At 63.2% G+C, this 26,231-nt stretch carries 22 protein-coding genes and 1 tRNA gene; 12 read left to right on the top strand and 11 right to left on the bottom strand.

What is annotated here, in order from left to right:
- Positions 1 to 128: 128 nt before the first annotated feature.
- From aspS to AB9K35_RS11150, 3 genes are all read right to left on the bottom strand, one after another.
- Complete coding sequence (gene aspS / locus AB9K35_RS11160) at positions 129 to 1,913, bottom strand: aspartate--tRNA ligase (protein ID WP_222455264.1); 1,785 nt, start codon at positions 1,911 to 1,913, stop codon at positions 129 to 131.
- A 323-nt stretch (positions 1,914 to 2,236) separates the two neighbouring features.
- Positions 2,237 to 2,896, bottom strand: coding sequence for an aminotransferase class IV family protein (locus AB9K35_RS11155; RefSeq protein WP_369926094.1), 660 nt, complete (start codon positions 2,894 to 2,896; stop codon positions 2,237 to 2,239).
- Positions 2,839 to 3,996 (bottom strand): aminodeoxychorismate synthase component I, encoded by a 1,158-nt coding sequence (locus tag AB9K35_RS11150; protein WP_369926092.1) that lies wholly within the window; start codon positions 3,994 to 3,996, stop codon positions 2,839 to 2,841. Before AB9K35_RS11150 ends, AB9K35_RS11155 begins: the two co-directional genes overlap by 58 nt.
- 202 nt (positions 3,997 to 4,198) lie before the next feature.
- On the opposite strand from AB9K35_RS11150, the gene carB reads away from it, so the two are divergent.
- On the top strand, positions 4,199 to 7,555 hold the full coding sequence (gene carB / locus AB9K35_RS11145; protein WP_369926090.1) for a carbamoyl-phosphate synthase large subunit: 3,357 nt from the start codon (positions 4,199 to 4,201) through the stop codon (positions 7,553 to 7,555).
- Between the two features lie 302 nt (positions 7,556 to 7,857).
- On the opposite strand, the gene AB9K35_RS11140 is transcribed toward carB, so the two are convergent.
- A tRNA-Leu gene (locus tag AB9K35_RS11140) sits at positions 7,858 to 7,944 on the bottom strand.
- Between the two features lie 181 nt (positions 7,945 to 8,125).
- On the opposite strand from AB9K35_RS11140, the gene lipB reads away from it, so the two are divergent.
- The gene (gene lipB / locus AB9K35_RS11135; protein WP_369926088.1) at positions 8,126 to 8,821 is read left to right on the top strand and encodes a lipoyl(octanoyl) transferase LipB; all 696 of its coding nucleotides are present in this window, start codon (positions 8,126 to 8,128) and stop codon (positions 8,819 to 8,821) included.
- Positions 8,822 to 8,854: 33 nt separating this feature from the next.
- On the opposite strand, the gene AB9K35_RS11130 is transcribed toward lipB, so the two are convergent.
- Together AB9K35_RS11130 and AB9K35_RS11125 are read right to left on the bottom strand one after the other, a co-directional pair.
- Positions 8,855 to 10,540 (bottom strand): alpha/beta fold hydrolase, encoded by a 1,686-nt coding sequence (locus AB9K35_RS11130; RefSeq protein ID WP_369926086.1) that lies wholly within the window; start codon positions 10,538 to 10,540, stop codon positions 8,855 to 8,857.
- A gap of 352 nt (positions 10,541 to 10,892) precedes the next feature.
- Positions 10,893 to 11,318, bottom strand: coding sequence for an HIT family protein (locus AB9K35_RS11125; protein ID WP_369926084.1), 426 nt, complete (start codon positions 11,316 to 11,318; stop codon positions 10,893 to 10,895).
- 240 nt (positions 11,319 to 11,558) lie between these two features.
- Here AB9K35_RS11125 and ctaD point away from each other — a divergent pair, with 240 nt between their 5' ends.
- A complete protein-coding gene (gene ctaD, locus AB9K35_RS11120; protein WP_222455271.1) occupies positions 11,559 to 13,232 on the top strand; it encodes a cytochrome c oxidase subunit I in 1,674 nt (557 codons plus the stop codon).
- Positions 13,233 to 13,333: 101 nt separating this feature from the next.
- The gene (locus AB9K35_RS11115) at positions 13,334 to 13,816 is read left to right on the top strand and encodes a DUF2244 domain-containing protein (RefSeq protein WP_369926082.1); all 483 of its coding nucleotides are present in this window, start codon (positions 13,334 to 13,336) and stop codon (positions 13,814 to 13,816) included.
- A gap of 103 nt (positions 13,817 to 13,919) precedes the next feature.
- Here AB9K35_RS11115 and AB9K35_RS11110 read toward each other — a convergent pair whose 3' ends face one another.
- Positions 13,920 to 14,393 (bottom strand): GatB/YqeY domain-containing protein, encoded by a 474-nt coding sequence (locus AB9K35_RS11110; RefSeq protein WP_222455273.1) that lies wholly within the window; start codon positions 14,391 to 14,393, stop codon positions 13,920 to 13,922.
- A 182-nt stretch (positions 14,394 to 14,575) separates the two neighbouring features.
- Between AB9K35_RS11110 and carA the strand changes: the two genes are divergently transcribed.
- On the top strand, positions 14,576 to 15,736 hold the full coding sequence (gene carA, locus AB9K35_RS11105) for a glutamine-hydrolyzing carbamoyl-phosphate synthase small subunit (RefSeq protein WP_369926080.1): 1,161 nt from the start codon (positions 14,576 to 14,578) through the stop codon (positions 15,734 to 15,736).
- 111 nt (positions 15,737 to 15,847) lie between these two features.
- A complete protein-coding gene (locus tag AB9K35_RS11100) occupies positions 15,848 to 17,770 on the top strand; it encodes a glycosyltransferase (RefSeq protein WP_369926078.1) in 1,923 nt (640 codons plus the stop codon).
- Here the strand turns inward: AB9K35_RS11100 and AB9K35_RS11095 are convergent.
- Positions 17,730 to 18,374, bottom strand: a complete 645-nt coding sequence (locus AB9K35_RS11095; protein ID WP_222455276.1) for a GntR family transcriptional regulator — start codon at positions 18,372 to 18,374, stop codon at positions 17,730 to 17,732. The genes AB9K35_RS11100 and AB9K35_RS11095 overlap by 41 nt on opposite strands.
- A 142-nt stretch (positions 18,375 to 18,516) precedes the next feature.
- On the opposite strand from AB9K35_RS11095, the gene AB9K35_RS11090 reads away from it, so the two are divergent.
- The 3 genes from AB9K35_RS11090 (at position 18,517) to AB9K35_RS11080 (ending at position 20,797) form a co-directional block, all read left to right on the top strand.
- A complete protein-coding gene (locus tag AB9K35_RS11090; protein WP_369926075.1) occupies positions 18,517 to 19,161 on the top strand; it encodes a pyrimidine 5'-nucleotidase in 645 nt (214 codons plus the stop codon).
- 111 nt (positions 19,162 to 19,272) lie between these two features.
- The gene (locus AB9K35_RS11085) at positions 19,273 to 19,521 is read left to right on the top strand and encodes a hypothetical protein (protein ID WP_222455278.1); all 249 of its coding nucleotides are present in this window, start codon (positions 19,273 to 19,275) and stop codon (positions 19,519 to 19,521) included.
- Between the two features lie 79 nt (positions 19,522 to 19,600).
- Complete coding sequence (locus AB9K35_RS11080) at positions 19,601 to 20,797, top strand: UbiH/UbiF family hydroxylase (protein WP_369926073.1); 1,197 nt, start codon at positions 19,601 to 19,603, stop codon at positions 20,795 to 20,797.
- Positions 20,798 to 20,875: 78 nt separating this feature from the next.
- Here AB9K35_RS11080 and AB9K35_RS11075 read toward each other — a convergent pair whose 3' ends face one another.
- From AB9K35_RS11075 to AB9K35_RS11065, 3 genes are all read right to left on the bottom strand, one after another.
- The gene (locus tag AB9K35_RS11075; RefSeq protein WP_369926072.1) at positions 20,876 to 22,000 is read right to left on the bottom strand and encodes an aminotransferase class V-fold PLP-dependent enzyme; all 1,125 of its coding nucleotides are present in this window, start codon (positions 21,998 to 22,000) and stop codon (positions 20,876 to 20,878) included.
- A 73-nt stretch (positions 22,001 to 22,073) separates the two neighbouring features.
- A complete protein-coding gene (locus tag AB9K35_RS11070) occupies positions 22,074 to 22,532 on the bottom strand; it encodes an Lrp/AsnC family transcriptional regulator (RefSeq protein WP_222455281.1) in 459 nt (152 codons plus the stop codon).
- Positions 22,529 to 22,984, bottom strand: coding sequence for an Lrp/AsnC family transcriptional regulator (locus AB9K35_RS11065; protein WP_369926070.1), 456 nt, complete (start codon positions 22,982 to 22,984; stop codon positions 22,529 to 22,531). Before AB9K35_RS11065 ends, AB9K35_RS11070 begins: the two co-directional genes overlap by 4 nt.
- A gap of 132 nt (positions 22,985 to 23,116) precedes the next feature.
- On the opposite strand from AB9K35_RS11065, the gene ilvC reads away from it, so the two are divergent.
- The 3 genes from ilvC (at position 23,117) to AB9K35_RS11050 (ending at position 26,227) form a co-directional block, all read left to right on the top strand.
- Positions 23,117 to 24,139, top strand: a complete 1,023-nt coding sequence (gene ilvC / locus AB9K35_RS11060; RefSeq protein WP_222455283.1) for a ketol-acid reductoisomerase — start codon at positions 23,117 to 23,119, stop codon at positions 24,137 to 24,139.
- 172 nt (positions 24,140 to 24,311) lie between these two features.
- On the top strand, positions 24,312 to 25,220 hold the full coding sequence (locus tag AB9K35_RS11055) for a DMT family transporter (protein WP_369926068.1): 909 nt from the start codon (positions 24,312 to 24,314) through the stop codon (positions 25,218 to 25,220).
- A 101-nt stretch (positions 25,221 to 25,321) separates the two neighbouring features.
- A complete protein-coding gene (locus AB9K35_RS11050) occupies positions 25,322 to 26,227 on the top strand; it encodes a DMT family transporter (protein ID WP_369926066.1) in 906 nt (301 codons plus the stop codon).
- The last annotated feature ends 4 nt before the right edge of the window (positions 26,228 to 26,231 follow it).

Genomic DNA, 26,231 nt, shown 5'->3' with positions numbered 1-26,231 from the left:
CCGTCGCCCGCCGTGCAAAACCCCGCCTGTCGCAGCCCGGACGACCCCAAGGACGCCAAGACGAAAAAGGCCCGGGGAACGAACCCCGAGCCTTTCCAATGCAATCCTACTGCAGCAGTCCGTTGCCGTTACTGATCCTGCGGGATCACCCGCAGCCCCAGTTCCATCAGCTGCTCCGCCATCGGCTCGGAGGGGGCCGACATCATCAGGTCTTCGGCGCGCTGGTTCATCGGGAACATGATGACTTCGCGGATGTTGGCCTCGTCTGCCAGCAGCATGACCATGCGGTCGATGCCGGCCGCGCAACCACCGTGCGGCGGGGCGCCGTACTGGAACGCGTTGACCATGCCACCGAAGCGCTTGCGCACCTCTTCCTCGCCATAGCCAGCGATTTCAAACGCCTTGAACATGATTTCCGGCTTGTGGTTCCGGATTGCGCCGGAGACCAGCTCGTAACCGTTGCAGGCGAGGTCATACTGGTAGCCCTTGACCGACAGCGGATCGGACAGTAGCGCGTCCATACCGCCCTGCGGCATCGAGAACGGGTTGTGCTCGAAATCGATCTTGCCGGTTTCCTCGTCCTGCTCGTAGATCGGGAAATCGACGATCCAGGCAAAGGCAAAGCGATCCTTGTCAATCAGGCCCAACTCTTCGCCGATCACGGTGCGGGCCTTGCCAGCCACCGCTTCAAAGGACTTCGGCTTGCCGCCCAGGAAGAAGGCCGCATCGCCAACGCCCAGTCCCAGCTGCTGGCGGATCGCCTCGGTACGCTCGGGGCCGATGTTCTTGGCCAGCGGACCGGCCGCCTCCATGCCGTCGGCGCCCTCGCGCCAGAAGATGTAGCCCATGCCCGGCAGGCCTTCGCCTTGCGCGAACTTGTTCATGCGGTCGCAGAACTTGCGGGAGCCGCCGGTGGGGGCCGGGATGGCCCGGATTTCGGTGCCCTCCTGCTCGAGAAGCTTGGCGAAGATGGCAAAGCCCGAGCCGCGGAAATGCTCGGAGCAATCCTGCATCTTGATCGGGTTGCGCAGGTCCGGCTTGTCGGTGCCGTACCACTTGGCCGCATCCTTGTAGGAAATCTGCGGCCACTCGTGCGGCGCATCCACCTTGCGGCCACCGCCGAACTCCTCGAACACGCCTGCCATCACCGGCGCGATGGTATCGAAGACATCCTGCTGGGTGACAAAGGACATTTCCATGTCGAGCTGGTAGAAATCGGCGGGCGACCGGTCGGCGCGCGGGTCCTCGTCGCGGAAGCAGGGCGCGATCTGGAAATACTTGTCGAAGCCGGAGACCATCATCAGCTGCTTGAACTGCTGCGGTGCCTGCGGCAGCGCGTAGAACTTGCCCGGATGCAGACGCGAGGGCACCAGGAAGTCGCGCGCGCCCTCGGGGCTGGAGGCGGTGATGATCGGAGTCTGGTACTCGTTGAAGCCAAGATCCCACATCCGCTTGCGGATCGATTGGATCATGTTGGCGCGCAGCACCATGTTCTTCTGCATCTTCTCGCGGCGCAGGTCGAGGTAGCGATAGCGCAGGCGGGTTTCCTCGGGGTATTCCTGCTCGCCGAAGACCATCAGCGGCAGCTCTTCGGATTTGCCGAGAACCTCGATGTCGCGGATGAAGACTTCGATTTCGCCGGTCGAGATCTTGGGGTTCACGAGGCTTTCGTCACGGGCCTTTACTTCGCCGTCGATGCGGATGCACCATTCGGAGCGGACCTTCTCGATCTCGGCAAACACCGGGCTGTCCGGGTCCGCCATCACCTGGGTCACGCCATAATGGTCCCGCAGGTCAATGAACAACAGACCACCGTGGTCCCGGACCCGGTGAACCCAGCCCGAGAGGCGGACGGTTTCACCGACGTTGGATTTGTTCAGTTCGGCGCAGGTATGGCTGCGGTAAGCGTGCATGGGTTGACCTTTCGTGTCTCGGGCCGTCTTGAGGGCCGCCTGACCGGGGGCGGACCGTCCGTAGGGATGCGCCAAGGCGGCGCTGGAATTCGTCCGGGCTGGTACACTAGGTTGCGGCTCGCTTGTCAAGCAAACTGGGCGCTTTCGGAGCGGTTACCCGAGCGTTTTTGCCCCCGGCAGCGCTCCCCGGACCACCTCTCACCCCCTGCCCGCCATGTCGGCGTGATGCCGCCATCTGGGCCGGCTGGCCAACTTCAGGCTTGGCCCCTGCCCGTTTCCTGGCCCGGGTGAGGCAACCGCGCAGCTGATCCGGATGACCGGGCTCAGCCTTCGACCAGCCGTGCCGGTATCAGCCCGCGCAGGGAATTGCCCATATAGATGGCCTGCGCATTCCGTAGATCCGCCAGCGTCAGCACCGCCTCGCGGCATTCCGCGCGTTCCAGCAGATGCTGGCGCAACACCCCGGGCAGCAAGCCGCACGCCAGCGGTGGCGTTTTCATCTGCCCGTCCGGGCCTATGACGAAGATGTTGGTGATCGTCCCCTCGCAGACTTCGCCCCGCTGGTTGACGAACAACAGCTCGTCCACGCCCTCCGGCAGCGCGGCCCGGGCAGCATCGTAAAGCGCGCGACGGGTTGTCTTGTGCCGCAGCCAGACATCGCCGCTGTCGAGACGCGCTTGCGAGATCCCCAGCCGCCACATCGCGGGCGTTGTCCCCAGCGGTGTCGTGCCCAGCGCGAACTGTCCGGCCGCGTCCAGCGTCAACCGGCAGCGCTGCGGCGCGTCACCGCCTGCTTCAGTCACGGCTGCCTGCGCCTTTTCGCGATCGAAAGGAACGCCAAGCGCCTGAGCGCTTCGCTCCATCCGGGCCAGGTGCAATGCCAGATGACGCGCGCCCTCGCCCGGGTGCCAGCCAAAAGTCTCGATCAGGCGGAAAGCGGGATCGTTCTGGACGGCGGTACCTGGGCGAACCGGGCTTTCCATAGCGCTTCCTCATATTCGGCTTGAGCGGTGCTGTCCCAGACCACGCCGCCGCCCACGTTCAGGGTGGCGCGCCCGTCCTCCAGCATCACCGTGCGGATCGCCACGTTGAACTCGGACGATCCATCCGGTGCGGCCCAGCCGATGGTCCCACAATAGATGTCACGCGCCCAGGGCTCCAGCTCGGCCAGGATTTCCATCGCGCGGATCTTGGGGGCACCGGTGATCGAGCCGCAGGGAAACAACGCGGCCAAGATATCCGCCAGCCCCGCATCGGGCCGCAGTTTCGCCCGCACCAGCGACACCATCTGGTGCACGGTGGCGTAGCTCTCCACCGCGAACAGCTCCGGCACATGCACCGAACCGGTCTGCGCGACGCGGCTGATGTCGTTGCGCAGAAGATCAACGATCATCAGGTTCTCGGCGCGGTTTTTCTCGTCCTGGCGCAAAAAGTCGCGGCGGCGCGCATCCTCGAGCGGATCGTCGCTGCGCGGCTGGGTGCCCTTCATCGGGCGGGTCTCGATCATGCCTTCGGCATCAGTGCGGAAGAACAGCTCCGGCGAGCGCGACAGAAGGTCCGGCAAACCGTCCTGTTCGACCAGCACGCCGTGGCCGACCGCCTGCTTGGCCTGCAGCGCGGCATAGAGCTCCCCAGCGGTCCCATAGGCATCCGCATCAATCGGGAAGGTCAGATTGGCCTGATAGATGTCGCCCTTGCCGATGTTGCGGTTCACCTCGGCGAAGGCCTCGGCGTAGCGTTCATAGGTCCAACGGGGGGTAACTGCTTCCAAACCAGCACAGCCCGGCTGCAGACCGGGCCGCGCGTGGCCCTCAGCGTTCTGCGGCAGCGGTGCCTCGTAGACCCCGAAACACAACAGCGGCAGCCGCCGCCCTTCAGGCATCCGGCCCGCCAGCTTCGGCTCCAGCGCGTAGCCCAGCTCATAGGTGGCATAGCCTGCGAGCCAGTTCCCCTCAGCCCGCGCCCTATCCAGTGCAGCCAGCGCCGCGGACACCTGTTCCGGCCGATCGGCACGGATCACGCGCTGCGGCCGGTCAAAATATGTGCCACCCTGCAAGGGTCCGCGATCAAAACGAATCCGCACCAGAATTGACTCCATCAGTTTCTGGCCCCCACATATAGACGTTCGCAATGCGAACAAAGGGGGTGGATGCGGCATTTTCCAATCCTTTTCCGATCCCCCTTGAACCTTTCGGCGCGGTGCCTATAACGCAGGACAATTTGGGCGCACCTCGGCGCCCGTGATTCAAAGCCTGCTCGCGCGAAAAAACCAAAGGAAGCCTGCCATGCCCAAAAGAACGGACATCCAGTCGATCATGATCATCGGAGCCGGTCCGATTGTCATTGGGCAAGCCTGCGAGTTTGACTACTCCGGCGCCCAGGCCTGTAAGGCACTGCGCGAAGAGGGCTACCGGGTCATCCTAGTGAACTCCAACCCGGCCACCATCATGACCGATCCGGGCCTGGCCGATGCCACCTATATCGAGCCGATCACCCCCGAAGTGGTCGCCAAGATCATCGAGAAAGAGCGCCCTGACGCGCTGCTGCCCACCATGGGCGGTCAGACCGGCCTCAACACCTCGCTGGCGCTGGAAGAGATGGGCGTGCTTGAGAAATACGGCGTCGAGATGATTGGCGCCAAGCGCGAGGCCATCGAGATGGCCGAAGACCGCAAGCTGTTCCGTGAAGCGATGGATCGCCTCGGCATCGAAAACCCCAAGGCCACCATCGTCACCGCGCCCAAGAAGGCGGACGGTTCTGCCGATCTGGACGAAGGCGTGCGCATCGCGCTGGAAGCGCTGGATGAGATCGGCCTGCCCGCGATCATTCGCCCGGCCTTCACCCTCGGCGGCACCGGTGGTGGTGTGGCCTACAACCGTGACGACTACATCCACTTCTGCCGCTCCGGCATGGACGCCTCGCCGGTGAACCAGATCCTGGTCGACGAGAGCCTGCTGGGCTGGAAGGAATACGAAATGGAGGTGGTCCGCGACAAGGCGGACAACGCGATCATCGTCTGCTCCATCGAAAACGTCGACCCGATGGGCGTGCACACCGGCGACTCGATCACCGTCGCCCCGGCGCTGACGCTGACCGACAAAGAATACCAGATCATGCGCACCCACTCGATCAACGTGCTGCGCGAGATCGGCGTCGAGACCGGCGGCTCCAACGTGCAGTGGGCGGTGAACCCCGCTGACGGCCGCATGGTGGTGATCGAGATGAACCCGCGGGTGTCGCGCTCCTCGGCGCTGGCCTCCAAGGCGACCGGCTTCCCGATCGCCAAGATCGCGGCAAAACTGGCGGTCGGCTACACCCTGGACGAGCTGGACAACGACATCACCAAGGTGACCCCGGCGTCGTTCGAGCCGACCATCGACTATGTCGTCACCAAGATTCCGAAATTCGCCTTTGAGAAATTCCCGGGCTCCGAGCCGTACCTCACCACCGCAATGAAATCCGTGGGCGAGGCGATGGCCATTGGCCGCACCATCCATGAATCGCTGCAAAAGGCACTGGCCTCGATGGAATCCGGCCTCACCGGCTTTGACGAGGTTATGATCGACGGCGTCGGCGCCGGTGCGTGGGAGCCTGCGGGCGACAAGGCCGCCGTGATCAAGGCGATCGGCAAGCAGACGCCCGACCGGATGCGCACCATCGCCCAGGCGATGCGCCACGGCCTGTCGGATGATGAAATCCACGCCGTCACCAAGTTCGACCCCTGGTTCCTGGCCCGCATCCGCGAGATCGTCGAAGCCGAAGCCAAGATCCGTGAGGACGGCCTGCCCAAGGACGAAGCGGGCCTGCGCGCGCTCAAGATGCTGGGCTTCACCGACGCCCGCCTGGCCAAGCTGACCGGCCAGAAGGAAGCCGACGTCCGCGCCGCCCGCCGCGCCCTGGGCGTCAACGCCGTGTTCAAACGGATCGACACCTGCGCTGCCGAGTTCGAGGCGCAGACCCCCTACATGTACTCCACCTACGAGACCCCCGCATTCGGCGATGTCGAATGCGAGGCGCGCCCGTCGGACAAGAAGAAGGTCGTCATCCTCGGCGGTGGCCCCAACCGGATCGGTCAGGGCATCGAATTCGACTACTGCTGCTGCCACGCCTGCTTTGCGCTGACCGATGCGGGCTATGAAACCATCATGATCAACTGCAACCCGGAAACGGTGTCGACCGACTATGACACTTCGGACCGGCTGTATTTCGAGCCGCTGACGTTCGAACACGTGATGGAGATCCTGCGGGTCGAGCAGGACAACGGCACCCTGCACGGCGTCATCGTGCAGTTCGGCGGCCAGACCCCGCTGAAACTGGCCAACGCGCTGGAGGCCGAGGGCATCCCGATCCTGGGCACCTCGCCCGATGCCATCGACCTGGCCGAAGACCGCGAGCGCTTCCAGGCGCTGGTCAACAAGCTGGGCCTCAAGCAGCCGAAGAACGGCATCGCGTCCACCGACGAACAGGCGCTGGCGATTGCCGAGGACATCGGCTTCCCGCTGGTGATCCGCCCCTCCTACGTGCTGGGTGGCCGGGCGATGGAAATCGTCCGCGACATGGACCACCTCAAACGGTACATCAACGAGGCGGTCGTGGTGTCCGGCGACAGCCCGGTGCTGCTCGACAGCTACTTGGCCGGCGCGGTGGAACTGGACGTGGACGCGCTGTGCGATGGCAAGAACGTGCATGTGACCGGCATCATGCAGCACATCGAAGAAGCCGGCGTGCACTCCGGCGACTCTGCCTGCAGCCTGCCGCCCTACTCGCTCGACAAGGACGTCATCGAGCAGATCAAGGAACAGACCAACGCCCTCGCGCTGGCGCTGAACGTGGTCGGCCTGATGAACGTGCAGTTCGCGATCAAGGACGGCGAGATCTACCTGATCGAGGTGAACCCGCGCGCCTCGCGCACCGTGCCGTTTGTTGCCAAGGCAACCGACAGCGCCATCGCCTCTATCGCCGCCCGCGTGATGGCCGGCGAGCCGCTGACCAACTTCCCGATGCGGCCGCCCTACGGGCCGGATGCGGGCTATGACGTCAACACCCCGATTGCCGACCCGATGACCCTGGCCGACCCGGACATGCCCTGGTTCTCGGTCAAGGAAGCGGTGCTGCCGTTTGCCCGCTTCCCGGGCGTCGACACCATCCTCGGCCCGGAAATGCGCTCCACCGGCGAAGTCATGGGCTGGGACCGCTCCTTTGCCCGCGCCTTCCTGAAGGCGCAGATGGGCGCTGGCATGAAGCTGCCGTCCAAGGGCCGCGCCTTCATATCGATCAAGGATGCCGACAAGGGCCAGCTGATGCTGGAAGCGGCGCAGATCCTTGTGGAGCAAGGCTTTACCCTTGTCGCCACCCGCGGCACCCAAAGCTGGCTGGAAGCCCAGGGCGTGCCTTGCGAGCTGGTCAACAAGGTCTATGAGGGCCGCCCGCACGTGGTCGACATGCTGAAGGATGGCGCGGTGCAGCTGTTGATGAACACCACCGAGGGCGCACAGGCGGTCGAGGACAGCAAGGAAATGCGGTCCGTCGCGCTCTACGACAAGATCCCCTACTTCACCACTGCAGCTGGCGCCAACGCCGCGGCACGTGCGATCAAGGCGCAGGCCGAAGGGGATGTCGAGGTGAAGTCGCTTCAGGGCTGACGCCCTTCGCTCAAGTCGCTCCGAGCGCTTTTTGCGCTCGGACCAGACACGCAAACACCCCGTCGCGCGAACCCGCGGCGGGGTGTTTCTTTTGGCCGAATCGCGGGCGCGGGCACAAGGATGGAGACGAGTAAAATCTGAGCAGAACAGCGCGCCAAAACCGGCAGACGACGGCAGCTCGCGCGGTTGCCGAAACAGTCTTGGTCCCGCCGATGACGCGCTCCAGAAAGCTGTAGCTTCGATGGTCTAAGGGGGAGATTTGATCAACCTGGCGCACATCGTGCCATGTCAGGGATCCCAGATGGTGCGGTCGAGAAGACTCGAACTTCCACTCCGGTTAAGGAACAGCGACCTCAACGCTGCGCGTCTACCAATTCCGCCACGACCGCACTGTCTTAGGCTTGGTGTAGCGGCGTATAGACCAGCGTGACGGGGATGTGAAGTCGAAAATCATCATTTATGCCAGAATGTTCACGACCGCGAACACCCGACCTCCGAAGACGGAAATCAAGCGCGAGCGCAGCCTATGGATACTTGCCCCGGAATCGGGATATTGACCGCTGCATCCCCATGCGCCGGGAGCGCGCATCCACATCACGGAGGGCAACAGCCATGGTTGAATGGATCACCACAGACGGTCTGGTTGACTATGATCAGGCGGTGGCCTTCATGGAATCACGCGCGGCGGCCATTGCGGCGGGCGAAGCCGATGAATGTATCTGGTTGGTGGAACACCCTCCCCTCTACACGGCCGGCACCTCGGCCAAGCCCGAAGACCTGACCGACCCCGACCGGTTCCCGGTTTTCGACAGCAAGCGCGGTGGACAGTACACCTATCACGGCCCCGGCCAGCGGGTGGTTTACGTGATGCTGAACGTCGGCAAGCGAGGCCATGACGTTCGCCGCTTCGTGCAACAGCTCGAGTCCTGGGTAATCGCAGCGCTGGAGGAGTTCAACGTTCAGGGCCACATCCGGGAGGGGCGTGTCGGTGTCTGGGTCGAACGGCCCGACAAACCGCGGACACTCAGCGGCGGCCTGGCTGAAGACAAGATCGCCGCCATCGGCATCCGGCTGCGCAAGTGGGTCAGCTTCCACGGGATCTCCATCAACGTCGAACCCGATCTGGAGCATTTCACCGGAATCGTTCCCTGCGGCATCTCCGAGCATGGTGTCACCAGCCTGGTCGATCTCGGCCTGCCGGTGACGATGGCCGATGTCGATGTCGCCCTGAAACGCAGCTTCACGCAGGTCTTCGGCGACAGCTAACTCGCGGAACTGGCGGCCCAAAACACACAGGCGTCACTCGGATGCGGCGACCGCACAATCCTGCAGCGCGGTCAGGACCAGCTCCGGGAAGGTATAGAACAGCGATGCCCCTGCCTCCTGGCTGACGCACAGCTGCGCGTTGCCCATGCCGCGAAGCGCTTCCCTTATCTGCGGCAGGGGGGCCACCTGGTCTTCACCGCCATGCACGAAGACCGCCCGTGTCTTTTGCCCCAGCCCCATGTGCGCGAAGCCTCTGCGCATCACCCGCACGTCGGCCAGACACCCGGCGCCGCCCTTGTTCAGGAACAAATCCTGACTTTGCTTCAGGAGCGGCAACAGGTGCAACGCATCCAGCCGGGCCCGCTCGCGGCTGCCGGGCGCTGTTTGGGCGCGCAGCAATATCTCGTGGCCGTACCAGCGAATTGCGGTGGCCCAGCCCTTCAAAAGGACAGGCAGCAACCACGGCGCGCGCCCGGCGCAAAACGCCACCAGCCACGCATAGCCGCGGATGCCGCTGAACTGGCGCGGTGAACTGGCGTTGCAATTGGCCGCGACCGCCAGCAAGGCCGGAATTTTGCGGTGCAGGCGGTTGGCTGCGGTGCAGGCGAACAAGGCCCCCGCCCGGTGGCTCAGCAGAATCGGTTTTTGCAGACCTTCCGTGGCGATCAGCGCATCCAGCTGCCGCACGCAGGCTTCAACCGGATCCTCCCCCGGCGCCAGCGGGTCCGAACTGCCGTAGCCGCCCCGCATCGGGGCGAACACCCTGAACCCAAGTTGCCGGAGCTGCGGCTGCAAGCGCTGCAGCGGCGCGATCCCATCCAGGATTCCATGCACGAAGATGACCGGCTGGCCGGTCTCAGCCCCGAGACGAAAGTATTGGCTGCGGCGCCCATTGCGCTCGACCAGCGTGGAGGCTGGTGGCAGCACTTCCCCCCTGGCGACTTTCAGGTCGCGGACATGTTCGGTCATCAGAAAGGCCGCGAGGCGAACCACCGCAGCAATGTCGGGGGCCCCAAGCCGGGACGCAAGGTCGATCACGGACCCCGCCACCAAAGCGCCCTCAGCCGAAGCCCGCTCCAGAGGTGCCAGCTCATCCGCAGTCGCCCCGATTACCGAGGCGACCTGCACCGCCGCCGCACTGTCCCACTCCAGTTCGAGCCGTTCAGCCATGACAGATCGTGCTGCGCCGCCTGAACGGGATGTCAGGACGGGGCGGCACAGGATGTACTCAGCGGCAGTGCCCGTCTCGAGAAGCAGCACTTCCTGACCGGATACCGCCCCCTGATGAACCTGTCGAAGAAAGTCGCGCCAGCGATTGCTGGAGGCCGCAGTCAGCCCCATCGCGTCGATCAGTTCGGCACCGCCGCTCAATTGCCGCGCCGCGCCTTGCGATGCGTTGATCAGTCGCCCCCCCGACCCGGCATCCACCAATAGCCAGAACCGACTGCAAACGCCTTTGTAACTGCCGGGGTGCTGGCGGTTGGCTTGCTGCCATTGGCCCTCGTGGATTTCCGCAGCTCGCGCGAAATGGGACTGCAAGAGCTGCGTTCCTCGGTCCCGTGCGCCGGTCGCAGTCCCGCCACGCCGCAGCGTCACCGCCCGCTCACTCGGCGGGGGCTGAAAGAAACGATCGAACTGTTCGGGCCGGATCACCGTTTCGTAAATAGCTGCAACAACCTGATCCAGCGACAAGGCCTGCGCATGACACAAGAGCGTCACTCCCGCCCCTCCGAATGCAACATTAAATACCCAAAAAGCAGCGCGCAAAGCGCCTCTGCTGACTAAAACCTTCTGGCTGATGTATCAGGCTTTCAGCCCGGTGATTGTAATCCTGCCGGTTTGCCTCAGCGCCTGGGGGCGACGGCAATACCGAACCCAACATGCGGCCCCTCGTACCGTTGAGCGCGTGCGCCACTTTCAAATCACAACCATTTTGCGAACCAGCTACGCCAAAACACGTCGCCAGTTCAACATTTATTTAAATTGGTAGCATCGAAATTACCTGTTCCCCTGCGCCGCGACAGTCAGGACCGCGGCGCAGGGGCTGGACAATCGGACCGGTCTTCAGGCCTCACACGGCCTCCAGAGCGGCCCGGATCTTCTCGGCCTGGGCGCCGATTGCGTCCTGATCGCCCATCTGGCCGGGTGCACGCAGGGCGACTCCCTCATGCCGGGGGAGAACGTGAAAATGGAGATGGAAAACCTCCTGGCCGCCAGCAGCTTCGTTGAACTGCTGCACCGTCACCCCATCCGCATCGAACGCCTTCATGACCGCTTGCGCCAATTTCTGAACCGTGCGCATGACAGCCGCCAACTGCTCCGGGGAGGCATCCAGCAAGTTCCGGCACGGGGTTTTCGGAATCACCAGCAAGTGACCGTCAGCGCGCGGCATGATGTCCATGAAGGCCAGCGTCTCTGCGTCCTCGTACACACGTGTCGAGGGGATCTCGCCGCGCAGAAGCTTGGCAAAAATATTGTCGAAATCATAGGTGGCCATCGGAGTCTCCTGTCTATCGCAGCCTTTGCTCCCCGGTTTTGGGCAGGACGCCCACGCAGGTCAAGCTCCGCACTGCGCGGCTGACCGGCCAGCAGATGCCGCCCCCTGCGGCAATAAATCTTGATCCATATCAAACTCCACCATTGAAGGCGCCGGCACGCCACACTAAAACGCCAAGGAATCCAGACCGCCCGGAGTCCGTCTCCTGGGGTCTTTCGTATTGCAGCAGGAGGCACCTAAATGGCAGACGCAGCCATTCATGGTCACGGCCACGAGGACGAGCGGAGCTTTTTCACCCGCTGGTTCATGAGCACGAACCACAAGGATATCGGCATTCTTTACCTGATCGTCTCGGCGATTGCAGGTCTCATCTCCGTCATCTTCACCGTCTACATGCGGCTGGAGCTGATGGATCCGGGCGTTCAGTACATGTGCCTGGAGGGCGCACGGCTGATCGCGGACGCCTCTGCCGAATGTACCCCCAACGGCCACCTCTGGAACGTGATGATCACCGCCCACGGCATCCTGATGATGTTCTTCGTGGTGATTCCGGCGCTGTTCGGCGGTTTCGGCAACTACTTCATGCCGCTGCAGATCGGTGCACCGGACATGGCCTTCCCGCGGATGAACAACCTGTCGTTCTGGATGTATGTCGCGGGTACCTCGCTGGCGGTTCTGTCGGTTGTGTCGCCGGGCGGTAACGACCAGCTGGGCTCCGGCGTCGGCTGGGTTCTGTATCCGCCGCTGTCGGTGAACGAAGGCGGCTACTCGATGGATCTGGCGATCTTTGCCGTCCACGTCTCTGGTGCGTCCTCGATCCTGGGTGCAATCAACATGATCACCACCTTCCTGAACATGCGTGCCCCGGGTATGACCCTGTTCAAGGTGCCGCTGTTCTCCTGGTCGATCTTCGTCACCTCCTGGCTGATCCTGCTGAGCTTGCCGGTTCTGGCCGGTGCCATCACCATGCTGCTGATGGACCGCAACTTCGGTTTCACCTTCTTTGACGCGGCAGGCGGCGGCGACCCGATCCTGTACCAGCACATCCTGTGGTTCTTCGGCCACCCGGAAGTGTACATCGTGATCCTGCCCGGCTTCGGCATCATCTCCCACGTGATCGCCACCTTCTCGCGCAAGCCCGTCTTCGGCTACCTGCCGATGGTCTGGGCGATCATCGCGATCGGCGTTCTGGGCTTCGTCGTGTGGGCGCACCACATGTACACCGTCGGCATGTCGCTGAACCAGCAGGCCTACTTCATGCTCGCCACCATGGTGATCGCGGTTCCGACCGGCGTGAAGGTGTTCTCCTGGATCGCCACCATGTGGGGCGGCTCGATCGAGTTCAAGGCGCCGATGATGTTCGCCTTCGGCTTCCTGTTCCTGTTCACCGTCGGCGGCGTGACCGGTGTGGTTCTGTCGCAGGCCGCGGTCGACCGCGCCTATCACGACACCTACTACGTGGTTGCACACTTCCACTACGTGATGTCGCTGGGTGCCGTCTTCGCGATCTTCTCGGGCATCTACTTCTACTTCGGCAAGATGACCGGCCGTCAGTACAACGAGCTGGGCGCCCAGATCCACTTCTGGCTGTTCTTCATCGGTGCAAACCTGACGTTCTTCCCGCAGCACTTCCTGGGCCGCCAGGGCATGCCGCGCCGTTACATCGACTATCCGGAAGGCTTTGCCTACTGGAACAAGATCTCGTCCTACGGTGCGTTCATCTCCTTTGCGTCCTTCCTGCTGTTCTTCGGCGTGGTGATCTATTCGCTGCTGCGCGGCGCCCGCGTCACCCAGAACAACTACTGGAACGAATACGCGGACACGCTGGAGTGGACCCTGCCCTCTCCGCCGCCGGAGCATACCTTTGAAATCCTGCCCAAGCAGGAAGACTGGGACCGCTCTCATTCGCACTAAGCGTCTGACGGACTGAAAGACCAAAGCCCCCGGCGCCACTGCTCCGGGGGCTTTTTCATTCTATATTGTCAGTACTGGAACGCTCTGAAACAGGCCCGTCGATGCCCTACACCTGGATACATCCGCAGTCCGCCCCGACCGCCGAGCTGCACCTGTGGCCGCATCAGTCGCTGCGTCCGCGCGGCTATGTCCGCTTCATCGGCATCACCGCAGCGATGACCTTCATTCCCCTGCTCGCTTTTCTCGGCACTTTGCTGATCTGGGGGCTGCTGCCATTTGTTGTCCTGGCCGTGTTTGGATTGAAATGGGCGCTCGACCGCAGCCGGAAAGATCGCCAGATAATCGAGGTGCTCACCCTGGGTCCGGAACAGGCGCGACTGGAGCGGACCAACCCTGATGGCGCACAGCAAAGCTGGCAGTGCAACCGCTACTGGGCCAGCGTCGAGATGCATGACGACGATGGCCCGGTCCCCCACTACGTCACCCTGCGCGGTTGCGGCCGCGAAGTGGAAATTGGCGCCTTCCTCTCAGAGGAGGAGCGTCTCACGCTCTACGACGATCTTCGCCGCGCGTTTCGACACTAGTCATCAACGAAAATGGGGGCCGAGATGGCCCCCATGTGAATAGCTTGGGTCTTCAGGCAAAGTCGCGGGCTGCCGCCGGGCGATAAGCCGTGGACACGAAGGTTCAGCAGTCGCCCTTGCTGCACAGCTGGTCCTTGACCAGCGGCCCGGCTTTGCCGAAGTCCATCTGACCGGTGTACTTCGCCTTCAGGGCGCCCATGACCTTGCCCATGTCGCGAATCGACTCGGCACCGGTTTCGGCCACGGCCTCCCTGATCGCCTCTTCGACCTCGTCGTCGCTGAGCTGCTTGGGAAGGAATTCCTCTATGATCGCGATTTCGCCCAGTTCCCGCTCTGCCAGATCCAGACGTCCGCCTTCCTCGTAGGCCCGTGCGCTTTCCTTGCGCTGCTTCGTCATCTTGCCGAGAATCGCCAGGATTTCGGCTTCATCGATACCGCTTTCTTCACCGTCCGCGCGGGCGGCGATCTCCCGATCCTTGATCGCGGCGTTGATCAGCCGCAGCGTGCACAGCCGCTCGGCCGCCTTGTCTTTCATCGCTTGCTTCAGGGCCTGGTTGACCCGCGTGCGCGTATCCATTTGCAAAAGCATCCCCATGGTTGCCGAACACCGATGGTTAGCCATTCTCGCGAGGCAGTGCAAGTTTAGCGTAAACTTTCGATTTCCGCCGCTGCGTCACACTGGCCAATGGCTGCAGGCTTGACCCGCATCTGCCCTCCCCTTACAAGCCCATGAATTTCACCCGCATGGAGACTCGCGCAATGGCCGCTTCCGCCCCGACCAAGCCCACCGCCTGCCTGGCGCTCGCCGATGGCACCGTCTTTTACGGCACCGGTTTCGGCGCCACTGGCGAGGCCGTGGCCGAGCTGTGCTTCAACACTGCGATGACCGGCTACCAGGAGATCATGACGGATCCCTCCTACGCCGGCCAGATCGTCACCTTCACCTTCCCGCACATCGGCAACACCGGCGTCACCCCGGAAGACGATGAAACCGCAGATCCGGTGGCCGCCGGAATGGTGGTCAAGTGGGATCCGACCCTCGCATCGAACTGGCGCGCCACCGAAGAGCTGAAAGACTGGCTCAAGCGCACCGGCCGCATCGCGATCGGTGGGGTCGACACCCGTCGGCTGACCCGTGCCATTCGTCAGCAAGGCGCGCCGCATGTCGCCCTGGCACATGACCCGGACGGTAACTTCGACGTCAAGGCGCTGGTCGCCAAGGCACGCGACTGGGCCGGGCTCGAAGGCATGGATCTCGCCAAGGAGGTCACCTGCGCGCAAAGCTATCGCTGGGATGAAATGCGGTGGGCCTGGCCCGATGGCTATCCGCGGCAGGAAGCCCCCAAGCACAAGGTCGTCGCCATTGACTATGGCGCCAAGCGCAACATCCTGCGCTGCCTCGCCAGCGCGGGATGCGACGTGACCGTTCTTCCCGCCACCGCCACCGCCGAGGAAGTGCTGGCGCACAACCCCGATGGCGTGTTCCTGTCCAACGGCCCCGGCGACCCGGCTGCCACCGGCGAATACGCCGTGCCGATGATCCAGGAAGTCCTGAAGGCGGAACTGCCGATCTTCGGCATCTGCCTGGGCCACCAGATGCTGGCATTGGCGCTGGGTGCAAAGACCGTCAAGATGAACCACGGCCACCACGGTGCCAACCACCCGGTCAAGGAACATGCCACCGGCAAGGTCGAAATCACCTCGATGAACCACGGCTTTGCGGTGGACGCGCAAACCCTGCCGGACGGCGTCGAGGAGACTCATGTGTCACTGTTTGACGGGTCCAACTGCGGTATCCGCGTGTCGGGTCGTCCGGTCTTCTCGGTGCAGCACCACCCCGAAGCCAGCCCCGGCCCGCAGGACAGCTTTTATCTGTTCGAACGGTTTGCGGAAGCGATGGCAGAGCGTGAAAACGCATAAGGCCTTCGTAAAAACAATCGCTTATCGCCATGGTTAAGATGGTATTTACCATTTCTTAAACTCCCGACTACCAGCCTGAACGTCTCAGTTCAGGTTGGTAGAAGGTTGGCAATGGGCGTTGTTTCACATCCGATGCGGTTCTTGCGACCGCGACACGACAAGGGGCCGGACGCCCCGAAGGTTGCGCCGACCGTTGCTGGTGACGACCTGCTCAAGGCGCTGGTGCTGCGCCAACACCAGAAGGCCGAGCTCGGACGAATACTGATCGCCGAGGGGCTGGCCGGGGAAGATCAGGTCCTGGCGGCGCTGTCACAGCAATATGCCATGCCGCGGGTCGACCTGGAGGGGCAGATCGGCTCGGCCCGATTGCTCGTTGCAAAGCCCGCCCGCTTCTGGCTGCGTCACGACGCGATCCCCTGGATACAGCTTGGTCAGACAGTGACCATCGCCATCGCCCATCCGGACCGCTTTGAACAGCTGCGCCAGGAGTTGCGCGGCTGCTTTGACGACATCACCCCCGTGCTGGCCAAGGAAAGCCAGATCACCGCGCTGCTCACCCGGCATTTCAGCCCAGCCATGGTGCAACAGGCCAGCTGCAGCGTGTCACAAAGGCTCAGTTGCCGGAACCTGGATCTGGCGCGCGGCAAGGCACTTTTGATCGCATGCATTCTGCCAACAATCACGTTGGTCGCTCTGGCCCCGGCGGCCACGTTTGCAGGGCTCTGCGGCGTGGCGCTGGCCTCGGTCTTTCTGTTCACGCTGCTGAAACTGTGCGGTCTTGCCAGCAGCTGTACCGAGCGTGGCCGCCCAGCTGTGACATCGCACTCGGCCACAGCCCCCCCTCCCCGTCCGGTGATTTCGGTCATGGTGCCGCTGTTTCGCGAAGCGGCGATCAGCCGCGCCCTGCTGCACAGGTTGCGAAAGCTGACATACCCACGGGCGCTCACCGATATCATTCTCGTGCTGGAAGCCCATGACGACATCACCCGACGCGCCTTGTCGCACATCCAGCTGCCGCCATGGATCCGAGTGGTGGAGGTTCCGGCCTTTGGCGGGCTGACAACCAAACCAAGGGCGATGAACTATGCCCTGAATTTCTGCCGCGGCGAAATTGTCGGTGTCTGGGATGCGGAGGACGCCCCCCAGAAGGATCAGCTGGAAACCGTCGCGGGCGCCTTTTCCACGGCACCGCCCCAAACCGCCTGCTTTCAGGGGGTTCTGGACTATTACAACCCCGATACCAACTGGATTGCCCGCTGCTTCACGCTCGAATACGGCAGCTGGTTCCGCATTGTCCTACGGGGCATTGCCCGCTTTGGGTTGGTGGTGCCCCTGGGTGGCACCACGATGTTCATTCGCCGCAAGGTGCTGGAAGAGCTTGGAGGCTGGGATGCCCATAACGTGACCGAGGACGCGGATCTGGGCGTGCGTCTGTACCGGGCGGGCTACCGTACGCAGATGTTGCCAACCACCACCTATGAGGAAGCCAATTGCCGTCCCTGGCCCTGGGTCAAGCAGCGCTCGCGCTGGTTAAAGGGCTTCATGGTCACCTACCTCGTGCACATGCGCCAGCCCTTGCGCCTGCTCGCCGATCTCGGCGTGAAGCGGTTCCTGGGCTTTCAGGCCTTCTTTATCGGCACCATAGGCCAGTTTATCTTCGCGCCGATCCTGTGGTCATTCTGGCTGATCACGCTGGGCCTGCCGCATCCGAGTTCTTCCACGGTACCAGCTGGCCTCCTGATGCTGGCAGCGGCAACGCTGGTGTTCTTTGAATTGCTGGGGCTGGTTCTCGGCGTCGCCGCTGCGTTTGCAATGCGACGGCCCCACTTGGCCCTGTGGGCGCCGAGCCTGATCCTGTACTTCCCAATGGGGGTGATCGCCGTCGCCAAGGCCGCCTATGAGTTGCTCGTCTGCCCGTTCTTCTGGGACAAGACCGCCCATGGCATCGAAACCCCGGACAAAACGGCGGAGCGGCCGCGCCGCTGGGGCCGCCTCAGCCGCGCCCGCTCGCATCCTGCTTCAATCGAGTCATGAAGGCGATCGAGATGTGATCCTTCAGCGCCTGCCCGGCGGCGGCTTCATCCCGGCGGCTGATCGCGTCGACGATGCCCTTGTGCTCTGACTGGGCGATCTCGCTGCGCCCTTCCGCCGCGAGCGAGGTGGTCGCCATCAATGCCATCGTCCGGTGCACCAAATCCAGTTGCTGCACCAGGTAGCGATTGTGCGAGGCGAGGTGGATCTGCTCGTGGAAACGACGATTGGCCTTGGACAACGCAGCGGGATCCCCGATCAGCCTGTCATCTTCCTTGACCATTTCCTGAAGCACCCGGATTTCTTCCTCGGTGGCATGGCGCGCCGCGAGCTGTGCCGCCAGCCCCTCCAACTCTCGCCGAACGATATAGAGTTCCGCCATCTGATTGTGGTCGAGGGAGGCGACAATCAGCGAGCGCCCGTCGCGCTCCAGAAGCGACTGTGTCTCCAGCCGCTGCAACGCCTCGCGGATCGGGGTGCGCGACACACCAAACCGCTCCGCCAGATCGCTTTCCACCAGCCGATCCCCCGGTTTATAGATCCCGGTATCAATCGCTTCGAGGATCAGCGCATAGGCGTCTTTCTGGTGGCTGCGGCTCTGGCTCATCTTCATTCCCGTTTTCTGTGATTTGCCAATCTCTACAGCCCACGACGCGGCATTCAACCCTGCCGCTGCCTCAGCGCCGAAAACCCGCAGGCAAAATGCAGTTTTGATTGCAAATACCGCCACCGCCGCCTAGGGGAAGCCCATGCCCAAGCAATTCTTCTCCCACGTCCGCCAATGGGTGTTCGATCTCGACAACACCCTGTATCCGCCGTCCGCCCGCCTTTTCGACCAGATCGAAGTCAAAATGACGGCCTATGTGCAGGAAGCGCTGGGACTCAGCCAGCCAGAGGCTGACCGGTTGCGCGGCGACTACTGGCGTGACCACGGCACGACCCTGGCCGGTCTGATGCGAGAGCATGATCTGGACCCCGTCCCCTACCTGGAGGCGGTGCACGACATTTCCCTCGATCACCTCGAACCGGATCCATCCCTTGCAGCGCATATTCGCGACCTTCCGGGGCGAAAATATGTCTACACGAACGGGTCAGCCCCCTATGCCGAACGCGTGCTGGCAGCGCGCGGGTTGAGCGGATTGTTCGATGGCATCTACGGCGTGGAGCACGCCGACTACCAGCCCAAACCGGACCGGCGTGCCTTTGACAAGGTGTTCGCCCTTGCCCGGATCGACCCTTCAAAGGCAGCGATGTTCGAAGACGACCCCCGCAACCTCTCGGCGCCCCATGCAATGGGCATGCGAACCGTCTACGTTGCACCAGAGCCGCTGGTGGCCGATCACATTCACCATCATGCGGATGATCTGACCGCCTTTCTGGCCAGGCTGATCTGACCCTTGCTGACGCAGGGCCAGGCTTTGTCGGCGGCTGCGGCAAAATGTGCCTGTTTCAGTCATCTTCAGCTGCATATATGCCCCGGTGATACAGATCATCGGAGCTCTTCCATGTCCGCATATACCCTCCCCGACCGTCTGAGCCTGTGGCAGCGTGTTCTGTTTGCAATCCCGCTGCTGGGGCGGATCATGAAAGAAGTGGCCTACGGGCCGGAGGAGAACTTCTCGTATGCGCTGGTGGCGTTGGTCAGCCTGTGGGGGTGCTCGATCCTGCTGTTCGGCCTGCCCGGCCTGTATCTCCCGGCGCTCTGCTTCGTGCCGGTAATGTTTGCCCTGCTGCTGGGCATCACCCGCGGCTGAGAACGGTAGCGCGCAGGTATCCGCTTGTGTTTTCGCCCCTTGCGCGCCTATCTCTGGCCCAGACACGGAGGGCAGATACATGGCCGAAACCTGCGACATCCTGATTTCCGGTGGCGGTATTGCCGGCCTCACGGCCGCCGCCGCCTTTGCCGCCAGCGGCTTTTCCGTGATCTGCGCCGATCCCGCACCGCCAGTGACCGAGCGCGACGCCGACGGCTCGGATCTGCGCACCACCGCCTTCCTGCAACCTGCGCAGGCCCTGTTGGACCGTTGCGGTGTGTGGCCTCGACTGGCGGATCACGCCGCCCCCTTGCAGGTGATGCGCATCGTCGATGCAGGCGGTGCCCGGCCCGAGCCGCGGGTGGTCAAGGATTTCAACGCCGCTGACATCTCGGGCCAGCCGTTTGGCTGGAACCTGCCCAACTGGCTGTTGCGGCGCGAGCTGATTGCCAGGCTGGCCGACTTGCCCAACACCGATTTGCGGTTTGGCACCGGAACGACCGGCCTGTTTACGCGCACCGAGGCCGCGCGCGTCAGCCTGAGCGACGGCAGCCAGATACAGGCGAGGCTGGTGGTGGCCTGCGATGGCCGCAATTCGCCAATGCGCAGGGCAGCTGCCATACCGATCAAGACCACCCGTTACGGCCAAAAGGCGCTGGCCTTTGCGGTCACCCATCCCAGCCCCCACGACAATGTCTCGACCGAGATCCATCGCTCCGGCGGGCCTTTCACGCTCGTGCCACTGCCGGATTACCTGGGGCGCCCTTCCTCGGCAGTGGTCTGGATGGAACGCGGCCCCCGTGCGCAGCAGTTGCTGGATCTGGACACCGAAGCCTTTGAGGCTGCGATGACGGAACGCAGCTGCGGGATGTATGGTGATCTGAAGCTGGCGTCGCGCCGCACCATCTGGCCGATCATCAGCCAATCCGCGCAACGGCTGAACGGCGAGCGGCTGGCACTGATGGCCGAGGCCGCTCACGTGGTGCCGCCGATCGGGGCACAGGGGCTGAACATGTCGCTCGGCGACCTTCGCTGCCTGTTGGAGCTGGCTGCCGCCCGCCCCGAGGGGTTGGGCGATGCAGAGATGCTGGCCGCCTATCACAAGGCCCGCCACGGGGAGATCCTGCTGCGGGTCACCGGCATAGATCTGCTGAATCGCACGTCGATGCTGGCCCCCCGTCCCTTGCGCGATCTGCGGGCCCTGGGACTGAATGCGCTTTATTCGCTGGCGCCAGTGCGCAAGACGCTGATGCAGATGGGGTTGGGCGTGAAGTAATAAAAAGCGGCTTTCCCCTTGGGAAAGCCGCTGCCTCCGGCGGGAGTATTTGGGCAAAGATGAAGCCCGGTGATCCGTTTAAAGAACCTGGTCCACCACCGTCTTCAGCCGCGCCAGGGTGGCGTCGACATCATAGAGCTTGTCGAGACCGAACAGACCGAGACGGAAGGTGCGGAAATCGGCGGGCTCGTCGCATTGCAGCGGCACGCCCGCGGCGATCTGGGTGCCCAGCGCCAGGAACTTCTTGCCGTTCTGCACGTCCGGATCGTTGGTGTAGCTCACGACAACCCCCGGGGCGCCAAAGCCCTCGGCCGCGACCGACGTGATCCCCTTGTCCTTGAGTATCATGCGCACACCGTTGCCCAGCTTCCATTGCGCCTCGCGCAGGCGCTCGAAGCCATATTCCCGGGTCTCGAGCATCGTGTCGCGGAAGGCCTTCAACGCATCTGTCGGCATGGTGGCGTGGTAGGCGTGGCCACCGTCCTCATAGGCCTTCATGATCGCGCGCCACTGCTTCAGGTTCAGTGCGAAGCTGTCCGAGGCAGTCTCCTCGAGACGCTTCAGCGCGCGATCCGAGAACATGACCAGCCCTGCGGAAGGAGACGCGCTCCAACCTTTTTGCGGGGCGGAGATCAGCACGTCGACACCGGTGGCCTGCATATCGATCCAGGCGCATCCGGAGGCGATGCAGTCCAGCACCATCAGCGCACCGACCTCATGCGCGGCTGCCGCCATTGCCTTTACATACTCATCCGGGAGTATCACCCCGGCGGCAGTTTCCACATGCGGCGCAAAGACGATGTCCGGCTTCTGGTCCTTGATCGCCGCGACCACTTCGGTGATCGGCGCGGGTTCGAACGGGGAGGCGGAGTCATTTCCCGTTTGACGCGCCTTCATCACAGTGGCCGACGCGGTGAGACCGCCTGTTTCGAAAATCTGGCTCCAGCGATAGGAGAACCAGCCATTGCGCACCACCAGCGCGTCGGCGCCACGGGCGAACTGGCGGGCCACGGCCTCCATCGCGTAGGTGCCGCCGCCGGGCACCAGGGCCACGGCTTCGGCCTTGTAGACCTCTTTCAGCATGCTGTTGATGTCCAACATGACCTGCTGAAATGTCTTGGACATGTGGTTCAACGAGCGGTCGGTGAATACCACTGAGAATTCATCCAGACCCTCGGGGTCAACGGTGTCGAGCAATGCCATGTCGGCCTCCCATTCTGTTCCGCCCACAGGGCTAGCGACTGCTGGCCGGTTTGGCAAACCCTGCTTTGACGCTTCATCCCAGTGGGCCGGGGCGACGTTCTTCGCTCAACAGCACATTCGCATCCACGCTCCCCACCCCCGGCAAGGTCATCACCCGGCGCCGCAGCACCCTTTCGAAATCGGAAATGTCCCGCGCGGCCACGCGCAACCGGTAGTCATACATGCCAAGAACATGCTCGACCGTCTGCACTTCAGGAATGGCCGCAACTGCACGTTCGAAATCCTCCAGGCTAATTCGCCCCTTTGTCGCCAGTTTCACGCCAAGGAAAACAGTGACGCCGAAGCCCAGCTTTTCACTGTCCAGATCCAGCCTGCGCCCTGCAATGATGCCGGTATCCTGAAGACGCTTGATCCGTCGCCAGGTGGCCGGCTGGCTGAGCCCCAGCTGCCGCCCCAAGGCTCCGGCCGACTGGCTGGCATCACGTGACAGAGCGCGCAGCAGGGCATAATCGATATCGTCGAGCGAGATCATACCGGCAGCACCTCATCGGATTTGAGACGCGCGACATGCATCAGCGCCTCGATGTCCGCGATATGGGGAAGGTTCAGGATCGCAGCGCGGTAGATCTGCTGATAATGCGGCATGTCCCGTGCAATCACCGAGAGCCGCACATCGACCTGCCCGAGGAAGGTCTGGATTTCCAGCACCTCGGGAATCTTGCGCGCGCCTTCGATGAATTCGTCAAAGGCCCGCGGGTTGGTCTTGTCCAGCGTCACGCGCAGCGAGACCTCGACCTCATAGCCCAGCGCGCGCCAGTCGATCACCGCCCGTTGCCCCAGGATCACCCCGGTGTCGCGCAACTTGTCCAGCCGTCGCGACAGCCGAGCCGCCGTTAGTCCGAGACGTTCCGCGAGGTCCGGAATCGATTGCGCCGGGTCGGCCTGCAAGTAGCGAAGAATGCGTCGGTCGAGATCATCAAGCATGAATACATCACTATTTCACCTTCTGACGAATGACCACCACCAAGAAAGCCCGAAAATCACCCAAATCAGCAATCGCATTTCCGCTTCGCCCCCCTATTATGCCCTCAAACACAAACTGAAAGGACGTGGATCATGCGCGTTTACTACGACCGCGATTGCGATGTGAACCTGATCAAGGACAAGAAAGTGGCCATCCTGGGCTATGGTTCCCAAGGCCACGCCCACGCGCTGAACCTGCGCGACTCGGGCGCCAAGAACCTTGTCGTTGCGCTGCGCGAAGGTTCCCCCTCGGCCAAGAAAGCCGAAGCCGAAGGTCTGAAGGTCATGGGCATCGCCGAGGCCGCCGCCTGGTGCGACGTCATCATGTTCACCATGCCCGACGAACTGCAGGCCGAGACCTACAAGAAATACGTCCACGACAACCTGCGTGAAGGCGCGGCGATCGCTTTCGCCCACGGTCTGAACGTGCATTTCGGCCTGATCGAGCCGAAGCCCGGCGTTGACGTGATCATGATGGCGCCGAAGGGCCCAGGCCACACCGTGCGCGGCGAATACACCAAAGGCGGCGGCGTTCCCTGCCTCGTGGCCGTTCACCAGGATGCGACCGGCAAGGCGCTGGAAATCGGCCTGTCCTACTGCTCCGCCATCGGTGGCGGTCGCTCGGGCATCATCGAGACCAACTTCCGCGAAGAGTGCGAAACCGACCTGTTCGGCGAGCAGGCGGTGCTGTGTGGCGGCCTGGTCGAACTGATCCGCTGCGGCTTTGAGACCCTGGTCGAAGCTGGCTACGCGCCGGAGATGGCCTATTTCGAGTGTCTGCACGAAGTGAAGCTGATCGTTGACCTGATCTATGAAGGCGGCATCGCCAACATGGACTACTCGATCTCCAACACCGCCGAGTACGGCCAGTACGTGACCGGCCCACGCATCCTGAAGTACGACGAGACCAAAGCGCGGATGAAAGAGGTGCTCTCGGACATCCAGAGCGGCAAGTTCGTGCGCGACTTCATGTTGGAAAACGCCGTTGGCCAACCGACCCTGAAGGCCGCACGTCGTGCCAACGACGAGCACCTGATCGAAGAAACCGGTGCCAAGCTGCGCGGCATGATGCCGTGGATCTCGGCCGGCAAGATGGTCGACAAAGAGAAGAACTAAAGCGCCCGCGGAACCTCCCGCTTAGCTTACCTCTGCAGGGCGCTCCTTTCGGGGCGCCCTATTATTTTGGCAAAATTTCTTTCGAGCTAAGGCCGCCCCGCGTGGACCGTTTGCCGGATGGCCACGCGCCGCCGCAAGTGAGCGCCAGCCCCCATGGGGAAGGAGACAGGCAATGGACAATTCCCCCGGCGCGGCCAATTGGGCCAAGCTTCTGTTTCTCGGCGTGATCTGGGGCGCCTCCTTCATGGCGGTGTCGCTGGCGCTGCGGGGATTTCCGCCGATGACCATTGCCGCGCTACGCATTACGATCGGCGCGTTGTGCCTGTTGGGGGTGCTCCATGCCATGGGGATTGCCCTGCCCACGCTGCGGTCACGCGAAGGTCGCCTCATCTGGGCCTGTGCGCTGGGTATGGGGTTCTTTTCCAACGCCCTGCCGTTTTCCTTGCTGAGTTGGGGTCAAACCCACGTCGCCAGCGGATTTGCCGGGGTCTGCATGGCGGTGGTGCCGCTGTTCGTGTTGCCCCTGGCGCATCTGCTGGTTCCGGGCGAAACCATGACCCTCCGCAAGACCATCAGCTTTTTCGTAGGCTTTTCAGGGGTCGTGGTGCTGATCGGGCTGGATGCGTTTCGAACCGCCGGGAGCGACTTTGAATCCCTGGCGCGACTGGCCTGTCTCGGCGCATCCCTTTGCTATGCGCTCGGCTCGATCATCACCCGCCTTTGCCCACAGGTGAACATGCTGGCGCTGTCAGCCGCGGCGCTGCTGTGTGGTTCGGGCATGATGGTTCCGGCCGCGCTTTGGGCCGAAGGGGTGCCAACCGTGCCCGAAGCCCTGCCACTGGCCGCAGTGATCTACCTCGGGCTGCTCCCAACTGCGCTGGCGCAGGTGCTGCTGGTGCAAGTTGCCCGCAGCGCGGGCCCCGCGTTTCTATCGACGGTGAACTATCAGGTGCCGGTCTGGTCGGTGATCTTCGGCGCCCTCCTGCTGGGGGAAACCCTGCCGCCGCAGCTGTTCGTGGCGATGACGCTGATCCTCGGGGGACTAGTGCTCAGCCGTAGCCGCCGGCCGCGCCCCATCTGATCTGCGCCCCCAACCGCAACACAGGATAGATAACAAGACAAGCAGTCTTGACCTATCCTGTTCGGCAAGGTTTTGTCGCGCAGAAACAAACGGAGACCTTGATGCCCCCAATCGCGCCGCGCTACTGGCTGATGATTTCCACGCTGGGCCTGGTCTGGGGCGCGACTTTCCTGCTGATCAAGCTGGCGCTGGAGGGCACCACGCCATTCTGGCTGGCCGCCGGACGCACTGGATTCGCGGCCCTTCTGCTGGGCACGATCTGGGTCGCGCGTGGATGTCGACTGTTCCGCGATCAGCCAAACTGGCCGTCGCTGGGGGCGATCGCGGTACTAAGCACCGCCCTGCCCTTCATGCTGATCTCCTGGGGGCAGCAGCATGTATCATCAGGATTTACCGGCGTCAGCATGGCGGCAATCCCGCTGATGGTACTGCCGCTTGCGCATGTCTTCGTCCCCGGAGAGCAACTGACCCTGCGGCGCCTGATCGGATTTTCCATCGGCTTTGTCGGCGTTGCCCTGCTGATCGGCGGCCAGGCATTCGAGAGCAGCGGCGCGGCGCTCGAATCCTTCGGTCGGGCCGCCTGCCTGTCGGCGGCGGCCTGCTACGCGGTCAGCTCAATCCTCACACGCCGCTTGCCGCCGGTGGACCCGGTGGGCCTCGCGGCGGTGCTGCTGCTGATCGGCTTTGCGATCATCTGCCCGGTGGCGCTGTGGATCGAGGGGCCTCCGATCATGCCAGATGGCCAAACCCTGCTGATCGCCGCGATCCTCGGCCTGATCCCCACCGCCGCCGCCAACCTGCTGCGGATCATCGTCGTACGCGAGGCCGGGCCAACCTTCATGACCCTCACCAACTATCAGGTGCCGGTCTGGGCCGTGGTGCTGGGTGCCGTCTTTCTGGACGAAGAACTGCCGCCGTCGATGCTGGTTGCCATGGTGATGATATTGGGCGGCCTCGGCCTCAGCCAGTTCGGGCGACTAAGCCGCCTGTTCAACAAGGCGCGCTAGAAGG

Source organism: Leisingera sp. XS_AS12, assembly GCF_041224635.1.
In the GTDB taxonomy this organism is placed as follows: domain Bacteria; phylum Pseudomonadota; class Alphaproteobacteria; order Rhodobacterales; family Rhodobacteraceae; genus Leisingera.
This window is presented reverse-complemented; position numbering and strand designations above follow the sequence as displayed.